We start from the raw sequence: 25,986 nt of genomic DNA, 5'->3' as shown, positions 1-25,986 counted from the left end.
AAAGGGTGAGCAACATGAGTGGGTTTTATCGTATGTCTGGGCGCAGATTTGCTGCACACGAGAAAGCCGGCACTGCCGGACGAGACAATAACCAGCTTGCAAAGCTGGGGACTGAGCCGGGGGGACAACCGGAGATACAGGAGATGCGAGGAAGCACGGTCATTGCAGTCGCCCTGCGAACCTCGGTGCTGATGATCCTCTTGTGTGGCTTGGCATATCCGCTGGTTAGCACAGGAGTGGCACAGGTATTGTTTCCGCAGCAGGCGGATGGCAGTATGCTGCGGGATGTGAAGGGACAGGTGATTGGCTCTGAGCTGATCGGGCAATCCTTTGCCAATCCCGCGTTTTTCCAAGGTCGGGTATCCAGTGTTGATTATAACGGGACTGGTTCAGGCTCAAGCAACTACGCGCCATCCAATCCGGCCTTGATACAGCGAGTCAAGGATTCCATTGCCGCGTGGCAGAAACAAAATCCGGATGTGCCGGTTAGCCAGGTTCCGGTGGACCTGATTACGAACTCCGGCTCTGGCCTGGACCCGCATATCTCGCCACAGGCGGCACAGGTACAAATTCCACGTATTAGCAGCTTGACGGGAATTCCGCAGGATCAGCTGAAAGCACTGGTACAGGAGCAAACAGAAGGCCGTAGTGCCGGAGTGTTCGGAGAGCCGCGTGTGAACGTGCTCAAGCTGAACCTCGCGCTTGAAGCGCAAATGAAGGTAGAGCCTGCCAAGCGGTGAAACTGGCCATACGGAATGATAGAGAGTAGAGTTTACAAAAAAAAGGTATCCCCTGGGTGAAAGGCCCGTGGGATACCTTTTTTGTTGGTAGAAAGAATTGTTGGCAGCAGCCTATCCTGAAATCGTTTGGATGATGAGTATCACATTCAAGACAATAATGATTGCAGTCACGATCCAGGTTAATACTTTTTGCCACATTTTGTTGGCAAATTCACCCATGAGCTTTTTGTCACTCGTAAAGAGCAATAGTGGGATGATGGCAAAAGGCAGCTGGATGGATAGAATGACCTGACTCAGCACAAGCAGTTCTTCCGCTCCTTTTTCACCAGCGATCGCAGTGACGATTACCGCTGGAATGATGGCGATGAGTCGCGTTACCAGACGTCGCAACCAGGAGGGAAGACGAAGGTTGAGGAAACCCTCCATGACGATTTGTCCAGCTAACGTACCGGTTACGGTCGAATTCTGGCCAGAGGCGAGCAGTGCCACTCCAAATAGAATGCTTGCGAGTGTGGTTCCCAGCAAAGGCGATAGCAGATAGAAGGCGTCGCTAATTTCGGCTACATCTGTTTTTCCGGCAGTATGGAACACCGCTGCTGCCACGATCAAAATGGCGGCATTAATAAATAGAGCAAACATAAGCGCGATACTGGAATCCCAGGTTGCAAATTTAATAGCTTCGCGTTTACCTGCTGAAGTTTGCTCAAATTTGCGAGTTTGTACAATGGATGAATGCAGGTACAGGTTGTGAGGCATTACGGTAGCGCCCATAATACCGATCGCAATATACAGCATGCTTGGGTTGGTCAAAATTTGTGAATCTGGCACAAATCCGCCCAACACGCCGCCCCATGATGGCTGTGCCAAAATGAGATTGATGCCAAAGCACCCGGCAATCGTCGCCATGAGCACAATAACCAATGTTTCCAAAGCCCGAAAACCTTTATTTTGCAGCAATAAAATGAGCATGACATCAAATGCGGTAATGATAACGCCATATAGTAGCGGCAAACCGAACAGCAGCTTCAGTGCAATGGCTGAGCCGATGACCTCGGCCAAATCCATAGCTGCAATGGCAATTTCGCATAAAAGCCACAAGCCGATTGCGACGGGACGACTATAGGTATCGCGGCACATTTGTGCCAAATCTTTACCTGTGGCAATGCCAAGCTTGCCGGATAAGGCTTGCAGCAGAATGGCCATCAGGTTGGAGATTAGAATGACACTAAGCAGCGTGTAACCGAATTTTGCTCCGCCTGCGATGTCTGTAGCCCAGTTGCCTGGGTCCATATAGCCAACAGCGACCAAATAGCCAGGGCCGGCAAAGGCGAGAAACTTTCGAAACCAGGTGCCTTCCTTAGGGACGCTCAAGGTGCGATTCACTTCCGACAGTGAAGCGATTTTCGCCAAATTGCCCTCCATATTTTTCATACGCTCCACCTTCTTTATTCAAGTTGAACTATAGTATTAGGGACATAACGATTGTACTATCTCTATTGTACACATACAATAGTTTTTGTCTAGTGCAACTTTTATGTGGCCAAGCAAATTAATAGTATTTTTTAATGATTCATTTTGTGTGGTTCGTTCGTTTAAAGTACATACGAGAAGGAAATCATGTATTAACATGACAGTAGATCCCCGACCATTTGACATCAACGCCAAAATTCATTAAGATGGCTTAGGTGATTCTGGTCACCAGGTACGAAACAAATTTGAAAATACGGGTGATATGATGTCTTACAGACCGAATATTGTTAATTTCACGCTGGCTGGCAGCAATGAAAAAGAAGGGCTTTATGAGTTTAAAATGAGTTTGGCCGATGGTACGGAGTGCCGTGTTTTTTCTCAACGTAATCCGGAGTGGACTTTGACGAATATTAGTCGACTGCTAACGACACCTTGCCCGGTATGCCATAAGGATTTTATCTGCAAGTGTATGGATCAGTTTCATGAAGAGATTTTAGGACAAATTAATGCCAAACAACTGTTCGAGAAAGCATTGAGCTAGTTTCCAAACTGGTAAAAGTCGATACATTTCTAAACAAGCGTCGGATGATTTCGACGTTTTTTTGTTATATGTATTTTTGTTATATGCATAAAGTTGATTGCATTCAAGCTGTTGATTCCTTGGAGGTGAAGGGTATTATGAAGCAGTCTGATCATTCGGAGCATTCGATTGTGTTGGTAGATGGGGTATGCCATTTTTGTCAGGGGGCGGCCCGCTTTATTATCAAGCGTGATCCTGAGGGAGTATTCCATTTTGGTTCCCTGCAATCCGAGGAAGGACAAAGGCTTTTGCGTGCAGGAGGACTATCTGTAGATCAGCTGGATACGTTTGTATTGATTGAAGACGGTGTGTATTATACAAGGTCAAATGCGGCTTTGCGGATTGCCAGACATCTTCGTTTTCCATACCCGTTGGCCTATGCTTTCATTCTGATTCCCCGCTTTATGCGTGATGCTGTGTACAATGTGGTCGCGCGTAACCGATACCGCTGGTTTGGCAAGGATGAAGAGGATCAGTGCCAGATCCCCCCACCAGAGATTCGGGAACGATTTTTTTAGGTATTCAGAATTTAAGATTCAAAGGGATCAGCTTTCCTTTTGGAGCGATGACGACGAATCAGCCATATCACAATCGCCACAATCAGTATCAAGCCGGCAATAGCTACATACACGATATGTCGTAGATTCGGTACGTTGACGGATAATTTTAGCTCATTAGATTCCAATGGGGCAATATCCCAACGCAGTGTTTTTCCGTCTTCCGATACACTGTCCGCATTGCTGGCAGCGGGTTGGATCGGCAAGGACAGGCTAAAGTTAAGATCAAGCTGCCGCTCCAGTAATTTGCACGCGAACACGTTCATTTGCTGTAATTTGTCACTCAGTCCCTTAACTTCTTCAGGAAGCATTCGTGGCAGATCAAGCTTCATCGTAAGATCATAATTTGTTGCGAAAAAATGTTGGGTCACAATGCGTTTTATTTCTAATCCCTCGGGCAGATTGAATTCCTGATTGGGATTTTTTCCGTTTGTGCTCCAATCTCCTTGATAATGCCCCTTGAATTGATAGCCCTTTCTCCCCTGTTCAGCCAGCGGTTGAACATCCACATTATTGCTTTGAAAACGCTTGGCTAATCGATCCAGCAGCCCGGAATTGTCCAGCATCACCAGCGTCTGATTGTTCACACTGAACGATGCATCCATATCTACACTGCGATCGAGATGAACATCTACATGGATATCGCCCCGAGCACACGAGGTAAGGATAGCCAGACAGCACAGCAGCGCAAAAACGCGCAGTATTAGCCGAGTTCGATGTTGCTGACGTCTGTCCTGATCAAGGCTGTGTTCTGTTTGCTTCATGATTTGCACCTTCTCTTTATATACGTTCCTTACTTTAACAAATGGATGTCTTCTATATATTACACATTCAGAGAGCCAAAATCGAACGATAAGACAAAAGGAATAAGATTTATATTCTAAAATGTTTCCTTGGGTAAAAACTTTAGTGTATACTCTAAAATATAGTTCTAGTAAAAAATAATTGTCTATAGGAAATAGTTTGTCCCAAATACGAATAGTCGAAGGAGGTTTTAAAGTATGAACAAGCAGTTTAAGAAGGCTTTGCTGCGATGGGTAACGACAGTTGGAGTATTGTCACTAGTTTTGGTTCTCGCAACTGCATGTGCTCAGGAGCAGAAGGAGCAGGGTACGGCGGGAGAGGCGGGACAAAAAATAAAGGCCACAACGACCATTGGCATGATTTCGGATATTGTCGGCAAGGTCGGTGGTGATCATGTGGAGGTTACGGGCATTATGAAATCAGGCGTTGACCCGCATTTGTACAAGGCTTCTCAGGGAGATATGCGCAAGCTGGATCAGGCCGACATTATTTTTTATAACGGATTGCATTTGGAAGGAAAAATGCAGGACATTCTGGAGAAAATCGGCAAGCAAAAGCCCGTCATACCTGTCTCCAAAAATATCGCTCAGGATCAGCTGCGTGCAGGCAGCCCGGAAATGGGGTCCGAGCATGATCCGCATATCTGGTTTAACGTGCAAAACTGGATGTCAGCGGTAGAAACCATCAGAGACGAATTGTCGGCGCTTGATGCTGCGCATGCAGAGGATTATAAGGCTAACGCAGAAGCCTATCTGGCTGAGCTGCGCAAGCTGGACGATTACACGCGGGAGCAGATTGCCAGCATACCGGAAGCCCAGCGCGTGCTTGTCACGGCACATGATGCCTTCGGCTATTTCGGAGATGCTTACAATATTCAAGTGAAAGGACTTCAAGGTATGAGTACAGAGTCAGAAGCGGGCTCCCAAGATGTGACCAGGCTGCGAGATTATCTGGTGGAAAATAAAATCAAAGCCGTATTTGTAGAAACCAGCGTTCCGAGAAAGGCCATAGATGCAGTAATTCAGGGGGCCGCTCAGCAAGGTCATACGATAAGGATTGGCGGTGAGCTGTATTCAGATGCCATGGGCAAAGAAGGTACAGAAGAAGGCACATACATTGGAATGGTCAAGCATAACGTCAATACGATGGTTAAAGCGCTCAAATAAAGGAGGCAAAACATATGGGGCATTCACCGCTTGTCGTTCGTGATTTATCTGTAGCTTATCAAAAGAAGCCCGTTCTGTTCGATGTTTCCTTCGAGGTGCCGGAAGGCAAGCTGATTGGTATTATTGGCCCGAACGGAGCTGGTAAATCTACACTGATTAAGGCAGCGCTTGGACTGATTCCAAAGCTCAAGGGTGAGGTGCTGGTCTACGGCAAGCCCTACAAGCAGCAACTGCTCAAGGTTGGTTATGTACCGCAGCGAGAATCGGTGGATTGGGATTTTCCGACGAACGCGCTGGATGTGGTTATGATGGGACGGTATGGCAGACTGGGCTGGTTTAAACGACCGGGAGCCGCAGATCGTCAGGCAGCGATGGAGTGTCTGGACAAGGTAGGTATGAGCAAATATGCGGACAGGCAGATTAGTCAGCTGTCAGGCGGGCAGCAGCAGCGTGTTTTTCTGGCCAGAGCACTCGCACAGGACGCTCAGCTTTATTTTATGGATGAACCGTTTGTTGGTGTGGACGCTGCGACCGAAAAAGCGATTATATCATTGCTGAACGATCTGAAGCGGCAGGGGAAAACCGTACTTGTCGTTCATCATGATTTGTCTACGGTGACGGATTATTTTGACCAGGTCATGCTGTTGAACGGCCATCTGACGGCGTTTGGAGAGACGTCAGAGATTTTTACCGAGGAAAATCTGCAACGTACGTATGGTGGACGTCTGAGTATACTCAAAACAAGCCCGGATTCCGGCACAATACTCGGAGTGAGGTGAGGGGGATGACAAGCTTGGCTACGCTTTTGGCCGATCCGAATATGCAGTGGATTTTGCTGGGCTGCATTTTGCTCGGGTTAAGCAGCGGCGTGATTGGCAGCTTTATGTATTTGCGCAAGCAGTCGCTCATGGGAGATGCCTTGGCACATGCAGCTTTGCCTGGGGTATGCGTGGCGTTTATGATTACGGGTACGAAATCCGTGTTCGGATTTATGATTGGAGCTGCCATTGCAGGCGTTGCTGCGACTTTTGCGATTAGTGCGCTGGTCCGGTATTCGCGAATTAAAAGTGATTCGGCGATAGCGGCGGTGCTGTCTGTATTTTTTGGTTTCGGCATTATGCTGTTGACCGAAATTCAGCATAGTGGCGCGGGAAACCAAAGCGGGTTGGATAAATTTTTATTTGGTCAGGCTGCGGCCATGGTATTGTCTGATGTTTATACGATGGCTGCAATCTCGGTGGTGCTGATCGGGATATGCCTATTGTTCTTCAAGGAATTTAAGCTGCTTAGCTTTGACCCCGGCTTTGCTCGCGGACTTGGTTTTCCAGCGGGGCTGCTGGATAAGCTGTTGATGCTGCTGATTGTCATTGCGGTGGTTGCTGGCATTCAGGCCGTGGGTGTCATTATGATGGCGGCCCTGCTGATTACCCCGGCCGTGTCAGCAAGATACTGGACAGAGAAGCTGGGGGTCATGGTGTGCCTATCAGGCGTGTTCGGTGCTATAGCTGGCCTTGGTGGGACACTCCTTAGCTCTCTGGGGCAGAATCTCCCTACAGGACCGTTATGCGTTTTGTGTGCGACGGTGGTGTTTGGTGTGAGCCTGATTTTTGCGCCGCAGCGCGGAGTGATTTCCAAGGCTATCGTTCGATTGAATGCCAGACATAATCTGGAGCAGGCAGTCGGGACGCAGCCGGGAAAGGAGCGTGCCCTATGAGTTCATTTTATGTGATCTTGACGGGAATGTTTGTGGCAGGGGGATGTAGCATTGTCGGCTGCTTTCTCGTGCTTCGGAAAATGGCTATGATCGGTGACGCCATCAGCCATGCGGTGCTACCGGGGATTGTTATTGCTTTTTTAATCAGCGGGTCCAGGGATTCGGTATGGATGATGTTTGGTGCGGCCGTGCTGGGTCTTCTAACGGTGTATCTGATTCAGCTGTTCCAGCAAAGTGGTCTGCAAAGTGATGCCGCTATTGGCGTAGTGTTTACTACACTGTTTGCCATCGGCGTTCTGCTGGTCAGTGTGTTTGCTTCCAATGTTCATCTGGATATGGATCACGTGCTGTATGGGGAGATTGTATATGTGCCGTGGAATACGCTTGAGATTGCTGGCGTTGATGTTGGTCCGAGGGCTGTATGGACTACAGGCGCGATGTTTTTAATCAATTTGCTCGTGGTATGGGGCTTTTTCAAGCAATTTAAAATCACTTCCTTTGATCCCGCATTGGCAGCTTCATTGGGCATTCCGGTTGTTTTTTTCCATTATCTGCTGATGAGTCTCGTATCGCTTACGACGGTGGCGTCATTTGAGAGCGTGGGGGCAATTCTGGTGGTTGGAATGCTTGTTGTACCGCCACTTACGGCTTACCTGCTGACGGAGAAATTGTCCCGTATGATCGTGTATAGCGTCGGATTTGGAGTTATCAGTTCGGTCGCAGGCTTCTACACGGCAAGTATGCTGGATGCCTCTATTGCGGCATGTATGCTGTGTGTATCGGGAGTGCTGCTGCTTTTAGCTTTTCTTTTTTCTCCAACTCATGGTGTAGTTTGGCAAAAATGGCTTCAGCAGCGGGGGCTGGTTGGCGAGGATAGCAAGTGATTCGATTCGCGGGAAGCCTTATATACAAGTTTACCGAAAAAGCGTGCAAATGGGCAGAAAATGCCTGAATCCACGCTTTTTTGCGTGTATACTGGCTTGTGCGGATTTTTTCGGGGAAAGCTGCGGAACTCGTCTTGAATTGTCTGGAACACGGGAGTACATTCATTACAGCCAGACAAGAACGGACGCAAGTGAGCTGTCATGTTGCAGGGAGGAACAAAGGATGGAGAGCTTCAAACGCAAATCACCCGAGGAAATACTGGAATCCATTAACAAACTGCACCGGGGCAGACTCAAAATTTACATTGGTGCAGTCAGCGGTTCGGGCAAAACGTATCATATGCTCCAGGAAGGGCAATCGCTTCAGCATGAAGGGATTGATGTTGTGATTTGCGCAGTCTCGACCATGCAGCGACGTGAAACCGTGGAGCAGGTCGGCACGCTGGAGCGAGTGCCCAGTATTCATTGGATGCAGGACGGTGTGGAGCAAAAAGATTTGAATGTGGAAGCTCTAGTGGAACGCAATCCCGAGGTGGTGCTGGTAGATCATTTGGCACATCGTAACCGGGTAGGGGCCCGATTTCCAAGCCGACTGGAGGATATTCAATATTTGCTGGAGCTGGGGATTAGCGTCATTACGACGGTCAATGTCTATGAACTTGAAGGGATTACGGAGTGGGTGTATCAGCTGACAGGAATTGAAGCGGCATCCACGGTCCCGGTCAATACGCTGGAGCTGGCGGATGAAATCCGTCTGATTGATGTTACACCGGAGACGGTTTTAGAACGGCTGGCGAAAGGCTACATGCATGCGACCAATCCTGAAATGTTCCACCGGGGAAATCTGGGTAAGCTGCGCGAGCTGGCTCTGCGATTAGTGGCAGAGGATGTGAACGATTCGCTGGAACGGCACCGGGAGGAATTAGGCTTGCACGGGGCGTCAGGAGCCGCCGAGCGTATTTTGGTGCCTGTCCAATATCATTGGAACGGGTCTATTTATGTTCGCAGAGGAGAGCAGGTCGCCAAGCGGTTGGGTGGAGATATGCTGGTGGTCTCCTTTGTCAGCCAGAAGCACAAGCTGTCCAGGGAATCAGCGGCCTTTAAGCGCTCCATTGTGCAGCTGACTGACAAGATAGGATCGGCATTTGAAGAAATCCCGCTTTTTTCCCGCAGAAGGTTGCCTCGTCAGCTTATTCATTATGCGGTGGCGCATAATGTTACCCGGATCGTTATGGGACATTCCCGGCAGACCCGATGGCAGGAGCTAGTTAGGGGATCGCTGGTGAACGGAATTTTTAAACGGATGAAAAACATGGACCTGCTGTTGATAGCGGATCGAGCCGAGCAGGAAGGTGAACGGATTTTGCCAACGATGAGACAGGAGGAAGGAGATAATGATCCCTATCATCGCTTGAGCGATGAGGAGGCACAGGCTGAGGCAGCCAAAATTCGGCGTGGCAAGCTCAAGGTATACATTGGCGCTGCACCAGGGGTCGGCAAAACATACACGATGCTGAGAGAGGGCAATGATTTGCTAGAGAGCGGAATTGATGTTGTAATCGGCTTGCTGGAGACGCATGGAAGAGCGGAAACGCTGGCACAAGTGGGCTCTCTGGATATGATTCCTCGTCAGTCTATCGAGCGACATGGCGCACATTTGGAAGAAATGGACACCGAGGCCATTCTCAGGCGTAATCCTGAGGTAGTGCTGATCGACGAACTGGCGCATACCAACGTTCCCGGCAGTCCGAGATCCAAGCGCTATGAGGATGTATTGACTATTCTGGATCAAGGTATTTCTATCATATCCACAATGAATGTACAGCACCTGGAGAGCTTGAATGACGCGGTAGAACAAATTACCGGCATTCGGATGAGAGAGACTGTCCCCGATCATATGATGCGTTTGGCCGATGAGGTACAGCTTGTGGATGTGGCTCCCAAATCGTTGCAGCAGCGGATGCGTGATGGCAAAATATACGATCCTGCCAAGGTGGAACAGGCGCTTAGCCACTTTTTTAAATTAGGTAATCTGATTGCGCTGCGTGAGCTGGCTCTGCGGGAATTGGCGGATGATGTGGATGAGCGGCTGGAATCGTGGGATCGTCACGGATCGCTGCGGGGACCGTGGCGTAGGGAGGAAGTGATCTTTGTAGGCGTGACGCTAAGCGAAAATGCTGAAAGGCTGATTCGCCGTGGTTTTCGTATCTCTTTTCGACTGAAGGCCGTGTGGATTGTAACTTATGTTCATGTCGGAGAAAGCATACCCGAAAGGCTGGCCCCACGTCTGAAACAGCTAAAAATGTTGACCAAGCGATTGGGAGGAACCTTCGAAATACGGCTGGCTTCCAGTCGGCGGGAGATTGCCGACATTCTGATTGCTCCGGTGGAAGGATATACGGGGACGCAGCTCATTGTGGGGCAGTCTTCCCGAAGCAAGTGTTGGGGAAAGGTTACAGTCGTTCCGAGAATCCTCCGTCAAGCGCGTCATATGGATGTTCTAATCGTGGCGGACTACGACCCGAATATCAAGCTGGAAGAAGACGAGTAGATCACCCAATTCATTCGTAAATAGTCATATGTTAGTTTCCGGTTGTTCAATGCTTCCATAGTATATTCTATCTCAAAGAAATGGAGGCGAATTAAAAATGTTTAAACATTGTCATATTCATAAACCAAGAAAACACGTTACTAAGAAAATTATTAAGGTGACTGTCATTAAGTTTAAACCTAGAAAACGTCATCGGTGTCATGAAGACTTTTTTGTGAAAAAATGTCACCATCATCGGAAACATCGTCATCATCGTCATCATGACTGTCATCGTCACCACAAATTCTGGTAAGATAAAGGTAGCGGGAGGCGGGGAGTATATCCCTGCCTTTTTGCTTCTAAAAAGAATATGGAATCATATTTGCATAAAAAATACTTGCTCTATAATAAGTGCTATGCTATTCTACCAATAAATAGTATGCGCGTGACGGAAGCACCGTTCACCAACCGTATGTATGTACGGATGGATGAACGGTGCTTTTTTGCGTTGTTGTGTTGGAAAGGGGATGGGTATCATGATTCCGGTAAAAGTGGTATTGGCTGTAGCAGACCGGGAATATATTGAGCCGCTGCTGAATTATGTACACGGGAGCGAGTACGCCAGAAGGCTGAGGATAACGGCATTTTCGCAGCCGGAAGCATTTCGTCAATACATGATGGAAACGAACGGAATAAAAAGACCGGATATCGTGGTGGGTGAAGCGGCTTTTTTGAGTCTGTGGACAGATCGGGAAGCTGCCGATATTCCTTGTTTGGTATTACATGAGGGTGAAGAAGTAAGCCAATACGGACAACCGTTATTGAAATATCAGTCTTTATCCGGGCTGGTAGGTTCTATTTTGGAAATGGCAAGACAGCGGTCGTGCAATCGACAAAGTGTAAACAGTCGGGAAGGCGGAATCATTATCGGCATGCTGGCGGCTTCCGGCGGGCTGGGAAAGACAACAGCTGCGCTCAATATGTCCAAGCAGTTGGGGAATGAGGGGTATTCCGTATTTTATTTGAATCTGGAAACGGTGGATTCAAGCTCGCTGTTCACGGGTTCAGGCAGTTCTAACAGTATAGAAGGAGGAGGGCTGTCCAGGCTGCTATATGACCTCAAGGCGACGGAGAGTGACGGCATTCCCTCTTCCGTAGCTTCCTATTGTGTGCATCGTCCTGAAATTCAGGCCGATACTTTTCAGCCTGTCTATAATCGCAAGGAGCTAATAGATATGACCTGTGATGAAGCAGTGCAGCTAATTCGGACGATTGCCGAGAGCGGACAGTATGATGTAGTGATCGTAGATAGCGAATCCGAAAATGGTGACCGGGCTCAAGCTGTGCTGGAAGCCAGTCATAAGCTGATCTGGCTGCTGGCTGACGATTTAATGAGCATGCATAAGTGTGGCCTGTGGCTGGATGTTCTGGAGTTAACACAGCCCGAAGGGTTTGAAACCATGCTGTCCAAAACGAGCTTTGTCGTGAACCGTTATATGGGAACGATGATGAACTCGTTACCTCGAGACTTCATGGACCTAAACGGAGCACTGCCGTATATTCCTTCATGGAAACAGATGCAGCATCGTGAATTGCTGCTTAGTTCACCGATTTATCAGCGGGAAATCCGCCATCTGTGTCGCGAGCTGCTGAATGTGGAGAGTGCAGTACAGTCGCCTGTCGCTTGGTCTTAAAAGGGGGTAAAGGGGCTGATGAGCATAAATGAGAAGCATTTTAAGGCACTGCGAGCGGATATCCGAAGCGGGCTAGATGTGACGTCTTCGGTAGACGATGCGGATTTGGTCCGGCATATTGAAAATCGAATTTTACACGATACAGAGCTGGCAGGCTTAACTTCCCGAGAGAAGCATGCACTTGTCCGTAAAATTTTTCATTCGTTCCGTGGGCTGGATGTACTCCAGCCATTAATCGATGACCCGACAGTTACGGAAATTATGATCAACAGTCACCGGGAAATTTTTGTGGAGCGGGCAGGTGAGGTGATTCAGGTGCCCGATCAATTCGAGTCCCGAGAGCGACTGGAGGATCTGATCCAGACAATTGTGGCCGGGGTGAACCGAATTGTGAATGAGGCTTCGCCGATTGTGGATGCCCGTCTAAAGGATGGATCACGCGTCAATATTGTGCTGCCCCCGGTGGCCCTCAAGGGGCCAACCATGACAATACGGAAGTTTCCCGAACGGCCCATGACGATGGAGGACTTGATACGAATAGGCGCGCTGGATGAGGAAGCGGCCGCGATGCTCAAGGACCTGGTACGCAGCAAATACAACATTTTTATAAGCGGAGGAACGGGTTCCGGTAAAACAACCTTTCTGAATGCGTTATCCCAGTTTATCCCATCGTCCGAACGGATTATTACGATTGAAGATTCGGCAGAGCTGCAAATTGTGACCGTTCCTAACCTTGTTTCCATGGAGACACGGAACGCGAACACCGAGGGTAAGGGGGAAATCACGATTCGTGATCTGATTCGTTCCTCCTTGCGTATGCGACCCAACCGAATTGTAGTAGGTGAGGTCAGGGGGAGTGAGGCGTTGGATATGCTGCAAGCACTGAATACAGGACATGATGGATCGTTGTCCACCGGTCACGCGAATAATATCCGTGACATGGTCAGCAGACTGGAGACGATGGTGCTCGGCGGGGCCGATCTTCCGCTGGGTGTAGTCCGGCAGCAGATCAGTTCGGCCATTGATATCTTCGTGCATCTGTCACGGCTCCGTGACAAATCCAGACGGGTACTGGAAATTAGTGAAGTAATTGGCTTTGAAAACGATCAGGTGACGCTTAATCCGCTCTATCGCTTTCAGGAGCGCGGTGAAAGTAACGGGAGAATCATAGGGGCGCTGGAACGGTGTGGTGAAGGTCTGCATCATACGTTAAAGCTGCAAATGGCCGGAATAAAGCCGGAAAGCTGGCATAGGGGAGAAGCATCGGTATGAAGACAGGAAAAGTGGCTGTGAAGCCGGAGCAAGCATCCCGTCAGGTCCCTTCTCTGCCTGATTATACGGTATACACATTAACGACAATGCAAAAAAGTATGTGCATTCTCTTCAGTGGTGTGCTATTCGCAATGATCGGCTATCTATTTTATCACCAATGGATTTTATCGTTGCTGTGTGCTGCCGGAGCTCTGGCGATGCCCCGTTATTACAGGCAATTTTTGCTGCAACGACGCAGGTCTGCTCTGAGCATCCAATTTAAACAGGCTTTATATTCACTCTCGTCTTCTCTTTCGGCGGGGAGGTCGGTAGAGAATGGTTTTCGTGAGGCTGTGGAGGATTTGCGTTTGCTTAGTCCGGATGGAGATCACGATCTGATTTTTGAATTTAATATTATTACAGCCTGCCTCGAAATCGGACAGCCTGTGGAGACCGCTTTGCAGGATTTGGCCCATCGGGCTCAGATGGAGGATATTACGAATTTTGCAGATGTATTTGCGGCCTGCAAACGAACCGGAGGTGATCTGGTGGAGGTTGTACGACGAGCTTCAAGTGTCATAGGGGAGAAGCTGGAAATTCAACAAGAAATCAGTGTGATGATTGCGCAAAAACGTTTTGAATCAAGAGTTATGTTTGCTGCTCCTTTTTTGTTTGTACTGTTTATGACAATGACTGCAGGAGACTACATGATGCCTTTATACAGCGGTACAGGGATGATTCTGTCCACCCTTTGTCTGCTGGTGCTTGGGGGATGTCTCGTGTGGATTAACCACATTATGAAGATTGAAGTCTAAGGAGTGCTAGATATGGTGATGTTGGTTTGTCTGGTCATGCTGGTTCTGCAAGTGGGAGGTTGGGTGGTGCTGAACCGGATGCATGATGCTCAGTATGCACATTTTCGCTGTATGAAGCTGGAAGGACTGCGGCTGCAACGACTTTCGGTTCCTTTTGTACACATCATTCATGTTTCGCGTGTCACTCATAGGCTGCCTGTGCTGGTGTTCAAGCTCCAGCGTTCGGTGCAAAAGCTGTATGGTATGCGGAACAGCAGAGAAAAAACGATACTTTTTCTGGCAGAAATGCTCTGCTACGGATATATGATGGTCGCTGGTGGAGCTTTAATATCGCTGATCATGGGCGGAGATGCAACCGGACTGGTGCTTGGTTTGGGAATGGGTGTGCTGGTTCCAGTCGCGTTGACCAAGGATTTGCATGGGAAAGTACAGAAACGGGATCAGCAAATTCTATTGGAATTGCCTGAACTGTTGAGTAAAATGATGCTTTTGGTTGGTGCAGGCGAGACGGTACAACGGGCATTGCTTCATTGTGTGGAGCGCAAAGGGGCGGATACGATACATCCGTTGTACCGGGAATTGCGGCAGACTGTGGGGGAATGGGAAAGCGGATATTCCTTTCAACAGGCATTTGAACATTTAAGCAAACGCTGCGGTATTCAGGAAGTGACGGTATTTACGACAACGGTATTGCTGAATATGAGACGTGGCGGGAGCGATTTCGTGATGGCGTTACGTGAGCTGTCCCAGACGTTATGGGGCAAACGGACTTCGATTAGCCGGACAAGAGGGGAGCAGGCTTCATCTAAGCTGGTATTCCCGATGGCGCTGATTTTGCTGACGGTTATCGTGCTGGTGGGTGCTCCCGCTTTAATGATGATGAATATGTAGGAGGAATGAAACGATGTTGACATTAGCAACAAGCGGTATCCGTAAATTGTACAAGGAGGAGGACGGTCTGGGTACGTTGGAAATGATTCTGATCATTGCAATTCTGATTGCAGTGGCCATTATTTTCAAGGATCAGATTAAGAAGATTGTAGAAGGTTTGCTGAAAAAGGCGGATAAAAAAAGTAACGATTTTATGGATTCATAATGCTGCGCAAATTGGTACAAAAAGAGGACGGGAGCTTCTCATTAGAAGCGTCCCTCGTCTTTCCCGTTCTGCTGTTGATTATTTTTGTGATGTTATTTTTCTGCCTGTACATATATCAAAAATCTATTTTGGTGCAGGTCGCTTCTACCGCTTCGGAGAGAGCTGCCTACAGTTGGGATAACAGCTTCAGGGACCCGCGTACAGGAGCTTTTGCCCAAGGACAACGGGATTCGCTTTATTGGCGTTTGAAGGATGATGTCATGCTGGGTGCTTTATTTGGCTGGGCCGGAGCTAATCATCTGGAAAGTGTACAGGTGCCTGACGGCAGTGTGGCAGGCTCATTGCCTGTTCAGAAACTATCCAATGCCGAAAGCAGAATGCCTGCGGGTATGCACGGACAGATAACATATGAGAACAGTCTGATTCACCGCAAGGTGACAACGGAGCTGAATAAGATCGTGAAAGTGCCTTTGTTGAATCAGTTTCTGGACCCAACGGATTTACAAGGGAAAATGAGCTCGGGTGTGGTTGAGCCTGTGGAATGGATCCGTACGGTGGAACTGGTCCGGTATTACGGTGCGAAGTTTATGGGCAGAGGCTCAGGCAAAAAGGTAGATCCGGCAGGTGCGGGACAAGTGTTGATGCAATTTGGCCAGAACGGTAAGTAAGGACCGGGAATGGACTGGAAAGGGGGAAGCGGGTGTTTGGAAAGAAACGTAATACAAAGGATCGCGAGTCAGGTGCTGTCACGGTCTTCTTAATTTTGATTTTGGCTGTCATGTTTGGCTTTATTGCTGTCTTTATTGATTATGCGAGAATTGCTGCTCTCCATGTGCAAACCGAGCGTCTGACTCATGCGGCAGTTCGTTCCGTAATGTCTGCTTATGATCCGGTATTGCAACAGGAGTACGGTCTGTTTGCTTATGGTGAAAGCGACGGACAACAAATCATGGTCAAAGTGCTGAATGACAGCACCAAGCGTACAGCACGTGCGGAAACGCTGCCGCTTATGAATACGAAGCTGGATTCGAGTTCTCTGCAAATGGAAAGAGAGCTTGGTAAATATTCCATATTTAATGAGCAGATCCGTGAAGAGATGAAGTATAAAGCGCCTGTCGATTTTACGTTTGAAGTGCTCGAAAAGCTGAAGCCGCTCTCTCAAAATATGAAGGAGGCTTCTCATACGGTTGATTTGCTGAAACGGCTGCAAAAGCTGTATGACCAACGCGAGGCCAAGCTGGATGACATGCTGGCGAAGCAGCGTGAGGCTGGGGCTCGTATGGAAGAGGTTCGCAAACGGATTATTAAGCAGCAGGGCGCATATATACCCAATCAGTATATTTGGGACTCGCTCGAGGTTGTAGCCGATATTGCTGCACAATATAAGCATTACGTGCATGTGTATGAGGATAATAAGAAAAGCGTGGATGACGTTAAAATCATGCAGATGGAGAAATACTCAAGAAGGGCGAGATCAGCGCTTGACCGCCTTCGTCAGGCCATGGTTCAGGCTGGAGAAGAGCATGATAAGCTGCTTCTGGAAGCCAAAGAACCGTTAAATGAGGCTCGGCAGATTAATGAAGAGATGCGTAAAGTCATTGCGCAGTATAAGCAGAGAGCGGCTAATGCAGGCTACGATGAGGTTTCTGCTGCACCTACTCCCAGCGGAGAAGGCTCCAATGCTGATCCTTCAGTAGGAAGCGCCCGGCAAAAGGCGGAGGATCTATTGATTCCCGATAAGGAATTTGAGCAATGGGAAGCAGAAATCGAAAAGCAACGAACTGCTATAAATACGGTTAACAACAGACTGACAGGAATGATGCGCACGTTATCCTTTTATACAGACCCATTTTTGAATGCAGATATGCTCAAGCAGGAAGTCGCCTCAGCGCTCAAGGAGATAGACAAATACTTGAATGCGTATGTCTGGCCGGGAGCCGCCAATGTACTCGACAGCGAAGCCAGAATGCTGGACACGCGACGAGGACCTGACAAAGAACGCAAGAAAATGGAAAAAGAGGCGAAAAACAAGCTCAAGCAAGCTTATCGGATCATTGAGGTTCTTTCCAAAGGTAAACAAAGTGCAGAACAGTTCCAAAAGCTGGAGCAGTATTACAGTGAAAGTATTGCATTTAATCAGTCTACATCCGGTCCATCTGTAACCGCTGATTTATCCTATGATACCTATGATGCGGCGGGGGCCTCCATGGATAGTATGGATGGTTTATATGGGGCTGCATCCGGTTTGCTGACTCAACTGGGGGATGAATTTTACCAGAACGAATATGCGCTTTCTTATTTTCATCATGTGGATTTTAGCCGATTTGGCAGTTTAGTTGGATCAGGTGCAAATGTGGGTAATGCAGCGCAGGTTTTGGGAGATCAACTGGAGGTGAGTAATCAGGAGGTTGAGTACATCCTGTACGGGTTCCATAATCCAACGGGTAATCTGGCATCCGCTTATGGTGAAATTTTCACTATGAGACTTGCCATACGTACGATGGAGGGACTAGTCAAAAACAGCTCAAAAGGAAATCCGTTGGTTGTTTTGGCGGCGGCTTTGTTATATGGGGTAGAAAAGGCGATTGAAGATATGATTATGCTGGCGCAAAAGGGATATGTGCCTTTGTCTGATTTTCTAAAATTTCGAATGACGTACAAGGATCATTTGCGATTGTTTCTGATGCTTCATAGCGATAATGAACGAAAGATGTCCCGTATGCTTGCTCTGATCCGCCTGAATACAGATGTCAATCCTGCTGAGCGACAAACCTATGCAAAGGGTGAGGTCAAGAACGGGATGCGGCTGTGGTTTTTACCTGGGGTAATGGGGATGCTCGGAACTGCTTCTAAGGAAGGCGAGAGTATTAAGGGAAGTGTGTACTATGTTACGAAAACAGCGCATTTTTCCTATTAATCGGGATCTGCAGTGGATCTGTGGGCAGAAGCGGTGTGAACAAGGAAGCATTGTTGTAGAAGCGTCGCTGGTGTTGCCGTTATTTCTGTTTTTTATTGTTTTTCTCATTTATATGGTTCAGATGACGCTGGTGTCCACGGCATTGCAGACCACCGCTTCAGAAGCGGTTAAGCAGGTTTCAGCTAAAATCTACCCGGTATCTCTCGCGGTAGATGCGGCATCCACGAAAATAGATGCAGTCCGCGAACCGCTGGATGAATTGCCCAAGCTATCTGTGAGTGAATATGCAAGCAAATTCGCTGAGCAGCTGCCGCCTCCGATTGGCGACTGGCTAGATAGCGCTGTGCAGGGGGTTCAAAAGCCGATGGAGGAGCTACGGGGGCGCTTGACGGAAGCAGCACTTGATCCTGTTGTGAAGCCGATGCTAAAGCCTTTTATGGAGGCAAGTATTCTGGAGTACGGCCGTATTCATGTAACGAGTGTACATGTGCCTTCTCTTACAGGAACCAAGGACCCTTATTTTAGGTTAGAGCTGTCTTATGAACTGCCGATGAAGGTCCCATTTTTGTATCGCAGCATTGTGCTTCAGGCGGCGGCAGAGGAGCGCCTTTGGATCGGCGACACAGGCGAGGGAACAGGTACAGGAGATGCTGCAGATGATAAGGATGAACAGCATTCCATACAGTTGCTTGTCAAGCCAGAGCCTGCTGTGAAGGGTGTGTACAATTTGATCAGAGCCAAGATTGAACCCGGAACGTCTGCTAATCTTTCTGTACTTTATAAGTCGGGTCAAAGCACGGCCCAGCATTTGGGCTGGACCTCTGCTAATGCGGAGGGAATGATTGAATGGAATTGGTTTGTGGGAACAAACACGACACCCGGTCAATGGAGTTTTGTGATTGAAACGGAGGATGGGCAACGTATGGAGGTTCCATTTTCCGTGGAGTAGACAATAAACGGGTAGGGGGAAGGTCGCATTGATGTGGATGTATATTGTATGTGGAGTTTTACTGGCGATTGCGCTGGTCACCGATTTACGGAGTATGAAAATCCCTAATAAGCTTACGCTGCCCGGCATGGTCACAGGTTTGCTGTTCAATACGGTGTTTGAAGGCTGGCATGGTTTTGTATTTGCTGCTGCTGGACTTGGGACAGGATTTGGCCTCATGCTGATTTTGTATTGGATAGGAGCTGTAGGTGCAGGAGATGTGAAGCTATTTGGCCTAATTGGAGCCTGGACAGGTGCTGCTTTTGCGTGGCAATCGGCTCTGTATTCAATTTTTTTTGCAGGTATTATTGGTATCGGGATCTTGCTATGGCGGAGGGAAACCATCATGAGACTACGGCGCGTTGCTTTTAATTTGGGGGGATTTTTTCTGTTTCGCAGCGGCAAGGTGCTGACCAGCGGGAGAGAAGCGCATCTCAGGTTTCCATTTATGACCGCAGTCATTCCGGGAGCGATCAGTGCTTATCTTTACTTTTTGCCATGACATGCCTGCCTGGATAGATCATGCTGCCTTATGGAGATCGGGAAAATGCTAAGGAGGTCATGAATTGTTTGGTTTAAGCAGGGATTTTGCCCGGAACAGCGGGACATTTATGATTTTGAACAAGGAAGGCGGACTCAAAACTGATGATTTAAATTCCGTGCAGACCGGAATGATGACTGGCAATCGGATTCCCGGTCTTCTGGAACTAAGAATAAAGGAAGTCGATTTTCAGGTTGAGTTGCACTACGATATTTCAGGTCAACGCATGCTTTCACAGATATGGAAGGGCGGGGGCATTTCGACTTCTGAGTTTTATCGGATTCTGTTTGAAGTGGCAGATGCCCTTCATCGCAGCCCTCAATATATGCTTGATATAAGGCAGTTTATTTTGCATGAGGACTATATTTTTATTGACGGTTCAGGTTCAAGAAAAGCTGCCAATTTAACCTATATTCCTTTACAGGCCGTATTGTATGAAGGACAAGCAGGCAGTCAATTTAAGCAGATGATTATTCGTTTGATGACTCGGGTAGCTCACTTTCAGGGAGAAAATATGCAGCGCATACTTGAGCTATGTGATAGAAGTGAGTTTGAATTGCGATCGTTGAAGGAACTGCTTTTGCAAGGGATGACGGCTAGTGCAGGGAGCGTAAGCGCTCCAGGTGAGGGGATAGAAGAAGGTTATAATAGGAACGCCTTTATCCCAAATGTGTCTCAAGGAAGCCGTGATGACCTGTCCTCATTGCGCCATCATTCAGAATGTGGTGGAATGTATGGGCAAGAGAATCGGGAGACGCTTCAGGAGATTCAGGAGCTTAAACGGATCAATCGGCTCAAGCCGCTCAAGCCGCCCGTGAAGACACAGGAGAATGACGAGTTAGATGTAGAAATAGAAGAAACGGAGCCTACGTTGCAGAAGTATAAAACGTACATTGCTTTAGGCTGTCTTCTCGCTTCGGCTATTGTGTGGCGCTACGTTTATTTGGATCATTCTGAGACCGTACCGTTGATCATTTCCGTTATACTGACCTTGGTACTCGCAGCCGTTGCTTATATAAGCTGGACGGGAAAATGGGGGCGTAAGAGTGCTTCGTCTCATATCTACACTGATTCAGTACCTGTATTGGATTCGGAATGGCTTGGCGCTGCTTCTCCTGCACAGCGGAAAAATGATCGTTATCAGGTTGATAAGCTAACCGGATTCGTAGCAGGACGTCAGAATAAGGATAAACGCTCTTCCAATCCAAGTGATCAAGGACGGGAAAGCTGGCGATGGTCTTTTCCTGACCCGGAGTCCGAAAATATGGGTAGCCGGGATGCGGGAGAAAGAGACGCAGCTTCTGCACGTGACGACTTGCACGAGCCGCAGGGGATAGGTGCGGATCGGAGGAATGATTTGGAGGCCAGTGATACCAGAGAGGCATATTATAAGTCGCTGTCTGGTATGACGGAGCTGCTACATGCTACATCGAGGCAGGAAACGGTGCTGCTTCGTGCAGATCAGGGAGTGCATATTCCACACATTCAGCAATCACCGATTGCCTGTCTGGAGCGCAAGGCACCGGGAAGTGGAGCGACGGAGCACATCCAATTGCAATCGGACCAATTTGTTGCAGGCAGCTTCTTCATCGGAAGAGAGCCGCAATTGGTCCAATTTGTAGAGCATACGGAAGGAGCATCCCGCTCTCATATTGAGCTTTGTATAGATGCAGGAGGGCAAGGCCATATCGTCAAGGATTTGTTCTCAACGAACGGAACTATCTTGAACGGAGAGGCGATGGTGCCATACAAGGAGTACATCCTGAATGATGGAGACACTTTTAAGATTGCCAGAGTGTCCTACACTTACAGACTGGACTCTTTTAAACCTTCCGCCAACGCCTCTTGAGTGAAATGGTTTGATATGTATAAAGAAGTCTGTTAATGTTATGGGCTTCTTTTGCAGTTTAATAGGGTCGCAGAGGATGGAATATTAAAATTTAATCCATTTTTACCAAAAAATCTTTGGAAACAATTGACTTATCCCAATTGTTTACCGATAATATTAACAAGGGGTTGTTGCTATTCTACTAGAAAACGTCACCCTTTTTGAAAATAGGTCTTTATGCTCGGATAGCAATTCATACCACCTTAATAATATTTTTTGGAGGTAAAAGAGTATGAGCATGAAAAAACGTTTAGGTGTAATGTTACTGGCGGTATCCATGAGCGCCGCAATGTCCGTGACTGCATTTGCAGCGGAGCCGAATGTTAAGGTATCCACCAATGCGGCTGGTGAAACTGTCTATACACAGACAGTGGATGTACAGTTAAGTGCCGCTCCCAATGCTTCCAGCAGCAGTAGAACAGTGAGTGCAAGCAAAAGCCTAGGGTTGGCATTAGCCCCCGGCAAAAGCGGTTATTCCGATCCGGTTAGCTTCCGGTTTACGTCATTGCCTCTTAATGCCAAGGTAAAGTCGATTGAGATTGACCCAGGAAGAGGAATCATCAACAACAACAATAGAAATATGCTGGGGGCGGTTGTTTTTTCTACGTTGAATGTATCCTCTCCTAGCGGCAAATCTGCTACTATTGCATGGAAGCCCAGCGGAATGACTGAGAGAGCAAGTTTTCTAGATCAGGAAGCACGTGGTACATGGACAGCACAGGTCTATGGAACAAACATTGCAAGTATTACCGGAGATAGATGGTTCGGCAGCCTTTCTTATAAATCTGTTGAAATGACTATTTCCTACGTTTTGGAATAATCCGTTAGGTTAGGGTGGGGTAATCTCTTTGGATTGCCCCGCTTCATTTTTTCTGTCATTCATCTTTACTTTCCCCTAGAAACTGACAATGAATTGTGACAAGGATTTGTCCTCGACGAACGGAACTGTTCTGAATGGAGAGGCGATGGTGCCATACAAGGAATACATCCTGAATGATGGAGACACTTTTAAGATTGCCGGAGTGTCCTACGCTTATAGACCGGACTCTTTTAAATCTTCCACCAACGCCTCTTGAGTGAAATAGTTTGATATGTATAAAAAAGAAGCCTATTAATGTTATGGGCTTCTTTTGCATTTTAATAGATAGGAGGTTATTCCGTCTCCACTTGAACAACGTCAAATAATTCCCCTAAAGTAATTCCTAAATATCCACAGATATTGGCTAGTAATGAAGTTGAAAGGCGTGAATTATCCATCCCCTGATTATTCACTAATTTATATATCGTTCCGATTCTCTCGCCGGTATCTTTTGAGAGTTTATAAGGTGTAATATTCTGTTCTTTAAGTATTCTTTCTAAGTTACAGGTTAATATGAATTTAATCTTCATGACAATTGATAGCCTCCAAGAATATTTTGAATTACTATTGACAACAGATGTATATAGTCTCATATTGTTTATATGATCAATTAATGTTCATGGTCGTTAAATGATTATAACATTTTAGTAAAGGGATGTACAACATACCCTTAGCTTTGCTATGGACATTTTACCAAAATAGAACTGGAGATGACACCTATGATTTTAAAAGAAAAATTCAATAAACAAGATATTAAAAACATTGTTCGTATGAAAAAGGTCTGGGGACAGGAAGTAGGCAACGGAGAAACAGAGTTGTACTATTATCACATTATTGACGTGCTTAATCGAAAATGGCAAACGATTGGCTATAACGTTTCCGATGCTATTCGAGTATTTCAAAATGGAAGCGACGATAAATGGACGTATATTATAGAGTAAGCCCCATTTAATCCTGATCTCACTACTAATGATCTAATTAATATGCTCAGTATTACTTCTGATGCTTCGCGTACTCGAAATGCTATACAAATTATACTGAATACGGTTGAAAGACGAAATGCTTTTGTTAATCGAATTACTAATGTGAATGAGGAAAGTGTACTTTTTCTCCTAGGAGCGATGCAAGAGCAATATCTTACGTATAATCAACTTTTAGACGAAGAGTTTATGAAACTATACACTGCAAATCCAGTGAATGCCTTAACTTTATATTTCCTTGAACCCGTTGACATTATTGCGTTTTGGGAGTGGGAAGCTGCTGGTGGTACGTGTGAAAAAGCCATTCATTATAAACTTGAGAAACCTTTGATAACTTTGATTCAGGCGATAGAAACGTGCTGAGGATGAAACAAGAGGTTTGGCGTCTGGATATTAACCTCTCTATAACCTACATAAAGGGAAGATACATCTAACTACCCCAAATAAATAGTTTTAAGCCTGCATTCAACAATCTCTCTATTCCGTAAAGGAGCTTATCTATGTACAAAACCGGAAGACTCATTGACGGTAAACTTTTTCTCAAGACTTGGGACGGTAAATGGATTAGCCTTCGATTGCTTATTCTTCTTGTGAAAAGAACGTGTGAATGACTGTTTGCGATACTCAGGGCTAAGTCTTTTGATACAGGTAAAAAGAAATACTCTTTCTTATATAAAGATGTCTTGCCTTCTAAATGCCATAGGTAAATTGGCAGCTAATAGTCGGATTACTGGTCAAGGAACGATAGCACATGAAGTTGTTGGACATTATGAAGCAGGGCTTGCAGGAAGGTCATTTCAAGTTATGGATGAAGAGTTTAACGTTATAACTAGGAATTTTGCATTGGACGAAGCACAAGCAAGTATCCGTGCTGCAAGATTCGCCCCCGATTTAACTCAATTAGAAAGAATTATGCTTTTAAGAGATGGGATTACTAGATTAAAAAACGAAGGTATCAAAATTAGGGAAGTTAAAGATCTACTGTTCATACATGAACGCTAGAATGGAGATGTTTCTTTTGGAAATCATGAAATTGGATAATATTATAAAAACCCCAAATAAAGGGTTTGTTTTAATCGGAACTAATATTGGATTAGGTAATCAGGATCATACGAAGTTAAAAAAATTGATAGGTTCAAAAATACAAGTTGATAAATTAGATGGAACAATATGCGAACTGGACGTATTAGATATCAGTATTTCTTTTTCCATAGCTAACCTTCCGCTTATTGGTATTAGTGTACAGGAATCAGAACACATTAAAGAAATAAAGAAGGGTTCTATGGTTCATATGAATTAAATTAAATAGTATTGTATTAAAATAGATAATGCTCTAAAAAGGAACCCTAAGCTGGTAGAGATATTACCATCCCAGAGTTCCTCTTTTCGTTTTAGCGCTGCTTTTGAAGAGAATGGAGTTCCTCCAGCGCTTCCTTCAATGCAGGATAGTTAAACTTAAATCCGTGCTCCAGCGCTTTGCGCGGGAGTACTTTTTGGCCGTCCAAGACAAGGGTGCTCATCTCACCGAGCAGCTTTTGAACGAGAATCCCTGGAACGGGAAACCAATGCGGACGGTGGTATACTTGAGCCACAGTTTTCCCAAACTGGTCGTTCGTCACTGGGTAGGGTGATGAAGCGTTCACTGCACCGACGATCTCCGTTGTATGGATGCAGTATGTGATCAGACGAACGATATCCTCAATATGAATCCAGCTCATCCATTGATGACCGCTGCCTATTCTGCCGCCAAACCCGAATCTGTAAGGCAATCTCATCAGTGGAAAAGCCCCTTTTTTTCTATCCAGCACAAGGCTAATACGCAGCTTGATTAAACGGGAATCAGATGGGTAGGCGCCAGCGGCCTCTTCCCACTGCTCGACCACTTGAGAAAGAAAATCTTCCGAACGACGCGGGCTTGTTTCATCGAACGTTTCGGTCAAGGAAGTAGCATATGCGGCAACAGCTGATGCCTGAATGATAACTTCCGGTTTTTTTTGCAGCGCATTTAGTGCTTGAGCCAGTTTGGCAACGGATAATAGTCGGGATTGAAGAATTCTTTGTTTGGACTTGTCCGTCCAGCGTTGATTCAGCGTTTCGCCTGCCAAATTAACGACCACATCTGTACCTTCCAGTAATTCAGGCCTTTGTTTCAATTCATTCCAACTCATGTATTGCAGGCGGGGACTTGATTCGTGACCTACCAGCGGCTTGCGAGTAATGACCTTCACAGTATATCCGTCGCCTAGCAGGCTTTTGACCAGCGCACTTCCTACCAATCCAGTGCCTCCGCATACGATGATGTTCATGGAGTCAGTTCTCCTTCCGATTCGCAAATAAATATATATGTTATAGAATATAACCCTTTTCAAGAAAAAAAATTCATTCGAATAAGTACATCCGATCGGGCTGCCATAAAAGCTATGTTGTTTGATTTCAATAATCACGTTAAAATGATTAAATTAAATTAAGACAAGCATAACAGGAAATAAGGATAAGGGGATGAATCAGGATC

The 25,986-nt window shown here is 46.7% G+C and carries 27 protein-coding genes and 1 pseudogene; 24 read left to right on the top strand and 4 right to left on the bottom strand.

Annotated elements, in window-relative coordinates; genetic code table 11:
- The first annotated feature begins 14 nt into the window (after nucleotides 1–14).
- Complete coding sequence (gene kdpC / locus KQI_RS0123980) at nucleotides 15–740, top strand: potassium-transporting ATPase subunit KdpC (RefSeq protein WP_029390320.1); 726 nt, start codon at nucleotides 15–17, stop codon at nucleotides 738–740.
- Nucleotides 741–851: 111 nt separating this feature from the next.
- Here kdpC and KQI_RS0123975 read toward each other — a convergent pair whose 3' ends face one another.
- A complete protein-coding gene (locus tag KQI_RS0123975; protein WP_010349428.1) occupies nucleotides 852–2,171 on the bottom strand; it encodes an Nramp family divalent metal transporter in 1,320 nt (439 codons plus the stop codon).
- 304 nt (nucleotides 2,172–2,475) lie between these two features.
- Here KQI_RS0123975 and KQI_RS0123970 point away from each other — a divergent pair, with 304 nt between their 5' ends.
- Both KQI_RS0123970 and KQI_RS0123965 read left to right on the top strand, forming a co-directional pair.
- Nucleotides 2,476–2,751 carry a hypothetical protein gene (locus KQI_RS0123970; protein ID WP_010349427.1) on the top strand — a complete coding sequence of 92 codons (276 nt, stop codon included), beginning with the start codon at nucleotides 2,476–2,478 and terminating at the stop codon, nucleotides 2,749–2,751.
- Nucleotides 2,752–2,888: 137 nt separating this feature from the next.
- On the top strand, nucleotides 2,889–3,308 hold the full coding sequence (locus KQI_RS0123965) for a thiol-disulfide oxidoreductase DCC family protein (RefSeq protein ID WP_010349426.1): 420 nt from the start codon (nucleotides 2,889–2,891) through the stop codon (nucleotides 3,306–3,308).
- An 11-nt stretch (nucleotides 3,309–3,319) separates the two neighbouring features.
- Here KQI_RS0123965 and KQI_RS0123960 read toward each other — a convergent pair whose 3' ends face one another.
- A complete protein-coding gene (locus KQI_RS0123960; RefSeq protein WP_010349425.1) occupies nucleotides 3,320–4,111 on the bottom strand; it encodes a DUF3153 domain-containing protein in 792 nt (263 codons plus the stop codon).
- A gap of 237 nt (nucleotides 4,112–4,348) precedes the next feature.
- Between KQI_RS0123960 and KQI_RS0123955 the strand changes: the two genes are divergently transcribed.
- The 17 genes and pseudogenes from KQI_RS0123955 to KQI_RS28225 all read left to right on the top strand — a co-directional run.
- Nucleotides 4,349–5,317 carry a metal ABC transporter solute-binding protein, Zn/Mn family gene (locus tag KQI_RS0123955; RefSeq protein ID WP_010349423.1) on the top strand — a complete coding sequence of 323 codons (969 nt, stop codon included), beginning with the start codon at nucleotides 4,349–4,351 and terminating at the stop codon, nucleotides 5,315–5,317.
- 14 nt (nucleotides 5,318–5,331) lie between these two features.
- A complete protein-coding gene (locus KQI_RS0123950) occupies nucleotides 5,332–6,096 on the top strand; it encodes a metal ABC transporter ATP-binding protein (protein WP_010349422.1) in 765 nt (254 codons plus the stop codon).
- Nucleotides 6,097–6,101: 5 nt separating this feature from the next.
- The gene (locus KQI_RS0123945; protein WP_029390319.1) at nucleotides 6,102–7,031 is read left to right on the top strand and encodes a metal ABC transporter permease; all 930 of its coding nucleotides are present in this window, start codon (nucleotides 6,102–6,104) and stop codon (nucleotides 7,029–7,031) included.
- Complete coding sequence (locus tag KQI_RS0123940) at nucleotides 7,028–7,915, top strand: metal ABC transporter permease (protein ID WP_010349420.1); 888 nt, start codon at nucleotides 7,028–7,030, stop codon at nucleotides 7,913–7,915. The genes KQI_RS0123945 and KQI_RS0123940 overlap by 4 nt, the downstream gene beginning before the upstream one ends.
- 223 nt (nucleotides 7,916–8,138) lie before the next feature.
- Complete coding sequence (locus KQI_RS0123935; protein WP_010349419.1) at nucleotides 8,139–10,466, top strand: histidine kinase; 2,328 nt, start codon at nucleotides 8,139–8,141, stop codon at nucleotides 10,464–10,466.
- Nucleotides 10,467–10,981: 515 nt separating this feature from the next.
- Entirely contained in the window at nucleotides 10,982–12,139 is a 1,158-nt protein-coding gene (locus KQI_RS0123925; RefSeq protein ID WP_010349417.1) for an AAA family ATPase, read from the top strand.
- 24 nt (nucleotides 12,140–12,163) lie between these two features.
- Nucleotides 12,164–13,411, top strand: coding sequence for a TadA family conjugal transfer-associated ATPase (locus KQI_RS0123920; RefSeq protein ID WP_029390317.1), 1,248 nt, complete (start codon nucleotides 12,164–12,166; stop codon nucleotides 13,409–13,411).
- Nucleotides 13,408–14,205 carry a type II secretion system F family protein gene (locus KQI_RS0123915; RefSeq protein ID WP_010349415.1) on the top strand — a complete coding sequence of 266 codons (798 nt, stop codon included), beginning with the start codon at nucleotides 13,408–13,410 and terminating at the stop codon, nucleotides 14,203–14,205. Before KQI_RS0123920 ends, KQI_RS0123915 begins: the two co-directional genes overlap by 4 nt.
- A 12-nt stretch (nucleotides 14,206–14,217) precedes the next feature.
- Nucleotides 14,218–15,096, top strand: a complete 879-nt coding sequence (locus KQI_RS0123910; protein WP_010349414.1) for a type II secretion system F family protein — start codon at nucleotides 14,218–14,220, stop codon at nucleotides 15,094–15,096.
- A gap of 13 nt (nucleotides 15,097–15,109) precedes the next feature.
- Nucleotides 15,110–15,301, top strand: coding sequence for a Flp1 family type IVb pilin (locus KQI_RS0123905; protein WP_010349413.1), 192 nt, complete (start codon nucleotides 15,110–15,112; stop codon nucleotides 15,299–15,301).
- Complete coding sequence (locus KQI_RS0123900; RefSeq protein ID WP_010349412.1) at nucleotides 15,301–15,969, top strand: TadE/TadG family type IV pilus assembly protein; 669 nt, start codon at nucleotides 15,301–15,303, stop codon at nucleotides 15,967–15,969. Before KQI_RS0123905 ends, KQI_RS0123900 begins: the two co-directional genes overlap by 1 nt.
- A 32-nt stretch (nucleotides 15,970–16,001) precedes the next feature.
- Entirely contained in the window at nucleotides 16,002–18,218 is a 2,217-nt protein-coding gene (locus tag KQI_RS0123895; protein ID WP_010349411.1) for a hypothetical protein, read from the top strand.
- Complete coding sequence (locus tag KQI_RS0123890) at nucleotides 18,187–19,167, top strand: TadE/TadG family type IV pilus assembly protein (protein WP_010349410.1); 981 nt, start codon at nucleotides 18,187–18,189, stop codon at nucleotides 19,165–19,167. The genes KQI_RS0123895 and KQI_RS0123890 overlap by 32 nt, the downstream gene beginning before the upstream one ends.
- Nucleotides 19,168–19,195: 28 nt before the next feature.
- Nucleotides 19,196–19,708: an A24 family peptidase gene (locus KQI_RS0123885; RefSeq protein ID WP_029390316.1), complete on the top strand. Its 513-nt coding sequence runs from the start codon at nucleotides 19,196–19,198 to the stop codon at nucleotides 19,706–19,708.
- A 64-nt stretch (nucleotides 19,709–19,772) separates the two neighbouring features.
- A complete protein-coding gene (locus tag KQI_RS0123880; protein ID WP_010349408.1) occupies nucleotides 19,773–21,596 on the top strand; it encodes a DUF6382 domain-containing protein in 1,824 nt (607 codons plus the stop codon).
- A gap of 271 nt (nucleotides 21,597–21,867) precedes the next feature.
- Nucleotides 21,868–22,455, top strand: a complete 588-nt coding sequence (locus KQI_RS0123875) for a hypothetical protein (RefSeq protein WP_010349407.1) — start codon at nucleotides 21,868–21,870, stop codon at nucleotides 22,453–22,455.
- Between the two features lie 100 nt (nucleotides 22,456–22,555).
- Nucleotides 22,556–22,711 (top strand): annotated as a pseudogene (locus KQI_RS28225) (FHA domain-containing protein); the annotation flags it as partial.
- A gap of 76 nt (nucleotides 22,712–22,787) precedes the next feature.
- Here KQI_RS28225 and KQI_RS0123870 read toward each other — a convergent pair.
- Nucleotides 22,788–23,024 (bottom strand): helix-turn-helix domain-containing protein, encoded by a 237-nt coding sequence (locus tag KQI_RS0123870; RefSeq protein WP_010349405.1) that lies wholly within the window; start codon nucleotides 23,022–23,024, stop codon nucleotides 22,788–22,790.
- 189 nt (nucleotides 23,025–23,213) lie between these two features.
- Here KQI_RS0123870 and KQI_RS29695 point away from each other — a divergent pair, with 189 nt between their 5' ends.
- The 4 genes from KQI_RS29695 (at nucleotide 23,214) to KQI_RS0123845 (ending at nucleotide 24,774) form a co-directional block, all read left to right on the top strand.
- Complete coding sequence (locus KQI_RS29695; protein ID WP_029390315.1) at nucleotides 23,214–23,435, top strand: hypothetical protein; 222 nt, start codon at nucleotides 23,214–23,216, stop codon at nucleotides 23,433–23,435.
- A gap of 180 nt (nucleotides 23,436–23,615) precedes the next feature.
- Nucleotides 23,616–23,837, top strand: a complete 222-nt coding sequence (locus tag KQI_RS29690; RefSeq protein WP_326117062.1) for a hypothetical protein — start codon at nucleotides 23,616–23,618, stop codon at nucleotides 23,835–23,837.
- Nucleotides 23,838–24,113: 276 nt separating this feature from the next.
- A complete protein-coding gene (locus tag KQI_RS29020; RefSeq protein WP_241763998.1) occupies nucleotides 24,114–24,476 on the top strand; it encodes a hypothetical protein in 363 nt (120 codons plus the stop codon).
- Nucleotides 24,477–24,483: 7 nt separating this feature from the next.
- The gene (locus KQI_RS0123845) at nucleotides 24,484–24,774 is read left to right on the top strand and encodes a hypothetical protein (RefSeq protein ID WP_241764004.1); all 291 of its coding nucleotides are present in this window, start codon (nucleotides 24,484–24,486) and stop codon (nucleotides 24,772–24,774) included.
- A gap of 91 nt (nucleotides 24,775–24,865) precedes the next feature.
- Here the strand turns inward: KQI_RS0123845 and KQI_RS0123840 are convergent, their stop codons facing one another.
- Nucleotides 24,866–25,780 carry a TIGR01777 family oxidoreductase gene (locus KQI_RS0123840; protein ID WP_010349402.1) on the bottom strand — a complete coding sequence of 305 codons (915 nt, stop codon included), beginning with the start codon at nucleotides 25,778–25,780 and terminating at the stop codon, nucleotides 24,866–24,868.
- Between the last annotated feature and the right edge of the window lie 206 nt (nucleotides 25,781–25,986).

It is taken from the genome of Paenibacillus peoriae KCTC 3763 (assembly GCF_000236805.1).
GTDB classification, from domain to species: Bacteria; Bacillota; Bacilli; order Paenibacillales; family Paenibacillaceae; genus Paenibacillus; species Paenibacillus peoriae.
The sequence above is the reverse complement of the archived record's forward strand: the minus strand, read 5'-3'. Positions and strand labels throughout refer to the sequence as shown.

Excerpts from the sequence above, each read along its gene's own strand:
- KQI_RS0123875 (WP_010349407.1), top strand. The coding sequence starts at position 21,868 with ATGAGCATGAAAAAACGTTTAGGTGTAATGTTACTGGCGGTATCCATG.
- KQI_RS0123870 (WP_010349405.1), bottom strand. The coding sequence starts at position 23,024 with ATGAAGATTAAATTCATATTAACCTGTAACTTAGAAAGAATACTTAAA.
- KQI_RS0123960 (WP_010349425.1), bottom strand. The coding sequence starts at position 4,111 with ATGAAGCAAACAGAACACAGCCTTGATCAGGACAGACGTCAGCAACAT.
- KQI_RS0123935 (WP_010349419.1), top strand. The coding sequence starts at position 8,139 with ATGGAGAGCTTCAAACGCAAATCACCCGAGGAAATACTGGAATCCATT.
- KQI_RS0123840 (WP_010349402.1), bottom strand. The coding sequence starts at position 25,780 with ATGAACATCATCGTATGCGGAGGCACTGGATTGGTAGGAAGTGCGCTG.
- KQI_RS0123845 (WP_241764004.1), top strand. The coding sequence starts at position 24,484 with ATGTTTCTTTTGGAAATCATGAAATTGGATAATATTATAAAAACCCCA.
- KQI_RS0123900 (WP_010349412.1), top strand. The coding sequence starts at position 15,301 with ATGCTGCGCAAATTGGTACAAAAAGAGGACGGGAGCTTCTCATTAGAA.
- KQI_RS29695 (WP_029390315.1), top strand. The coding sequence starts at position 23,214 with ATGATTTTAAAAGAAAAATTCAATAAACAAGATATTAAAAACATTGTT.
- KQI_RS0123910 (WP_010349414.1), top strand. The coding sequence starts at position 14,218 with ATGGTGATGTTGGTTTGTCTGGTCATGCTGGTTCTGCAAGTGGGAGGT.
- KQI_RS0123955 (WP_010349423.1), top strand. The coding sequence starts at position 4,349 with ATGAACAAGCAGTTTAAGAAGGCTTTGCTGCGATGGGTAACGACAGTT.
- KQI_RS0123950 (WP_010349422.1), top strand. The coding sequence starts at position 5,332 with ATGGGGCATTCACCGCTTGTCGTTCGTGATTTATCTGTAGCTTATCAA.
- KQI_RS0123890 (WP_010349410.1), top strand. The coding sequence starts at position 18,187 with ATGTTACGAAAACAGCGCATTTTTCCTATTAATCGGGATCTGCAGTGG.
- KQI_RS0123965 (WP_010349426.1), top strand. The coding sequence starts at position 2,889 with ATGAAGCAGTCTGATCATTCGGAGCATTCGATTGTGTTGGTAGATGGG.
- KQI_RS0123915 (WP_010349415.1), top strand. The coding sequence starts at position 13,408 with ATGAAGACAGGAAAAGTGGCTGTGAAGCCGGAGCAAGCATCCCGTCAG.
- kdpC (WP_029390320.1), top strand. The coding sequence starts at position 15 with ATGAGTGGGTTTTATCGTATGTCTGGGCGCAGATTTGCTGCACACGAG.
- KQI_RS0123925 (WP_010349417.1), top strand. The coding sequence starts at position 10,982 with ATGATTCCGGTAAAAGTGGTATTGGCTGTAGCAGACCGGGAATATATT.
- KQI_RS0123905 (WP_010349413.1), top strand. The coding sequence starts at position 15,110 with ATGTTGACATTAGCAACAAGCGGTATCCGTAAATTGTACAAGGAGGAG.
- KQI_RS0123945 (WP_029390319.1), top strand. The coding sequence starts at position 6,102 with ATGACAAGCTTGGCTACGCTTTTGGCCGATCCGAATATGCAGTGGATT.
- KQI_RS0123975 (WP_010349428.1), bottom strand. The coding sequence starts at position 2,171 with ATGAAAAATATGGAGGGCAATTTGGCGAAAATCGCTTCACTGTCGGAA.
- KQI_RS0123940 (WP_010349420.1), top strand. The coding sequence starts at position 7,028 with ATGAGTTCATTTTATGTGATCTTGACGGGAATGTTTGTGGCAGGGGGA.
- KQI_RS0123970 (WP_010349427.1), top strand. The coding sequence starts at position 2,476 with ATGTCTTACAGACCGAATATTGTTAATTTCACGCTGGCTGGCAGCAAT.
- KQI_RS29690 (WP_326117062.1), top strand. The coding sequence starts at position 23,616 with ATGCAAGAGCAATATCTTACGTATAATCAACTTTTAGACGAAGAGTTT.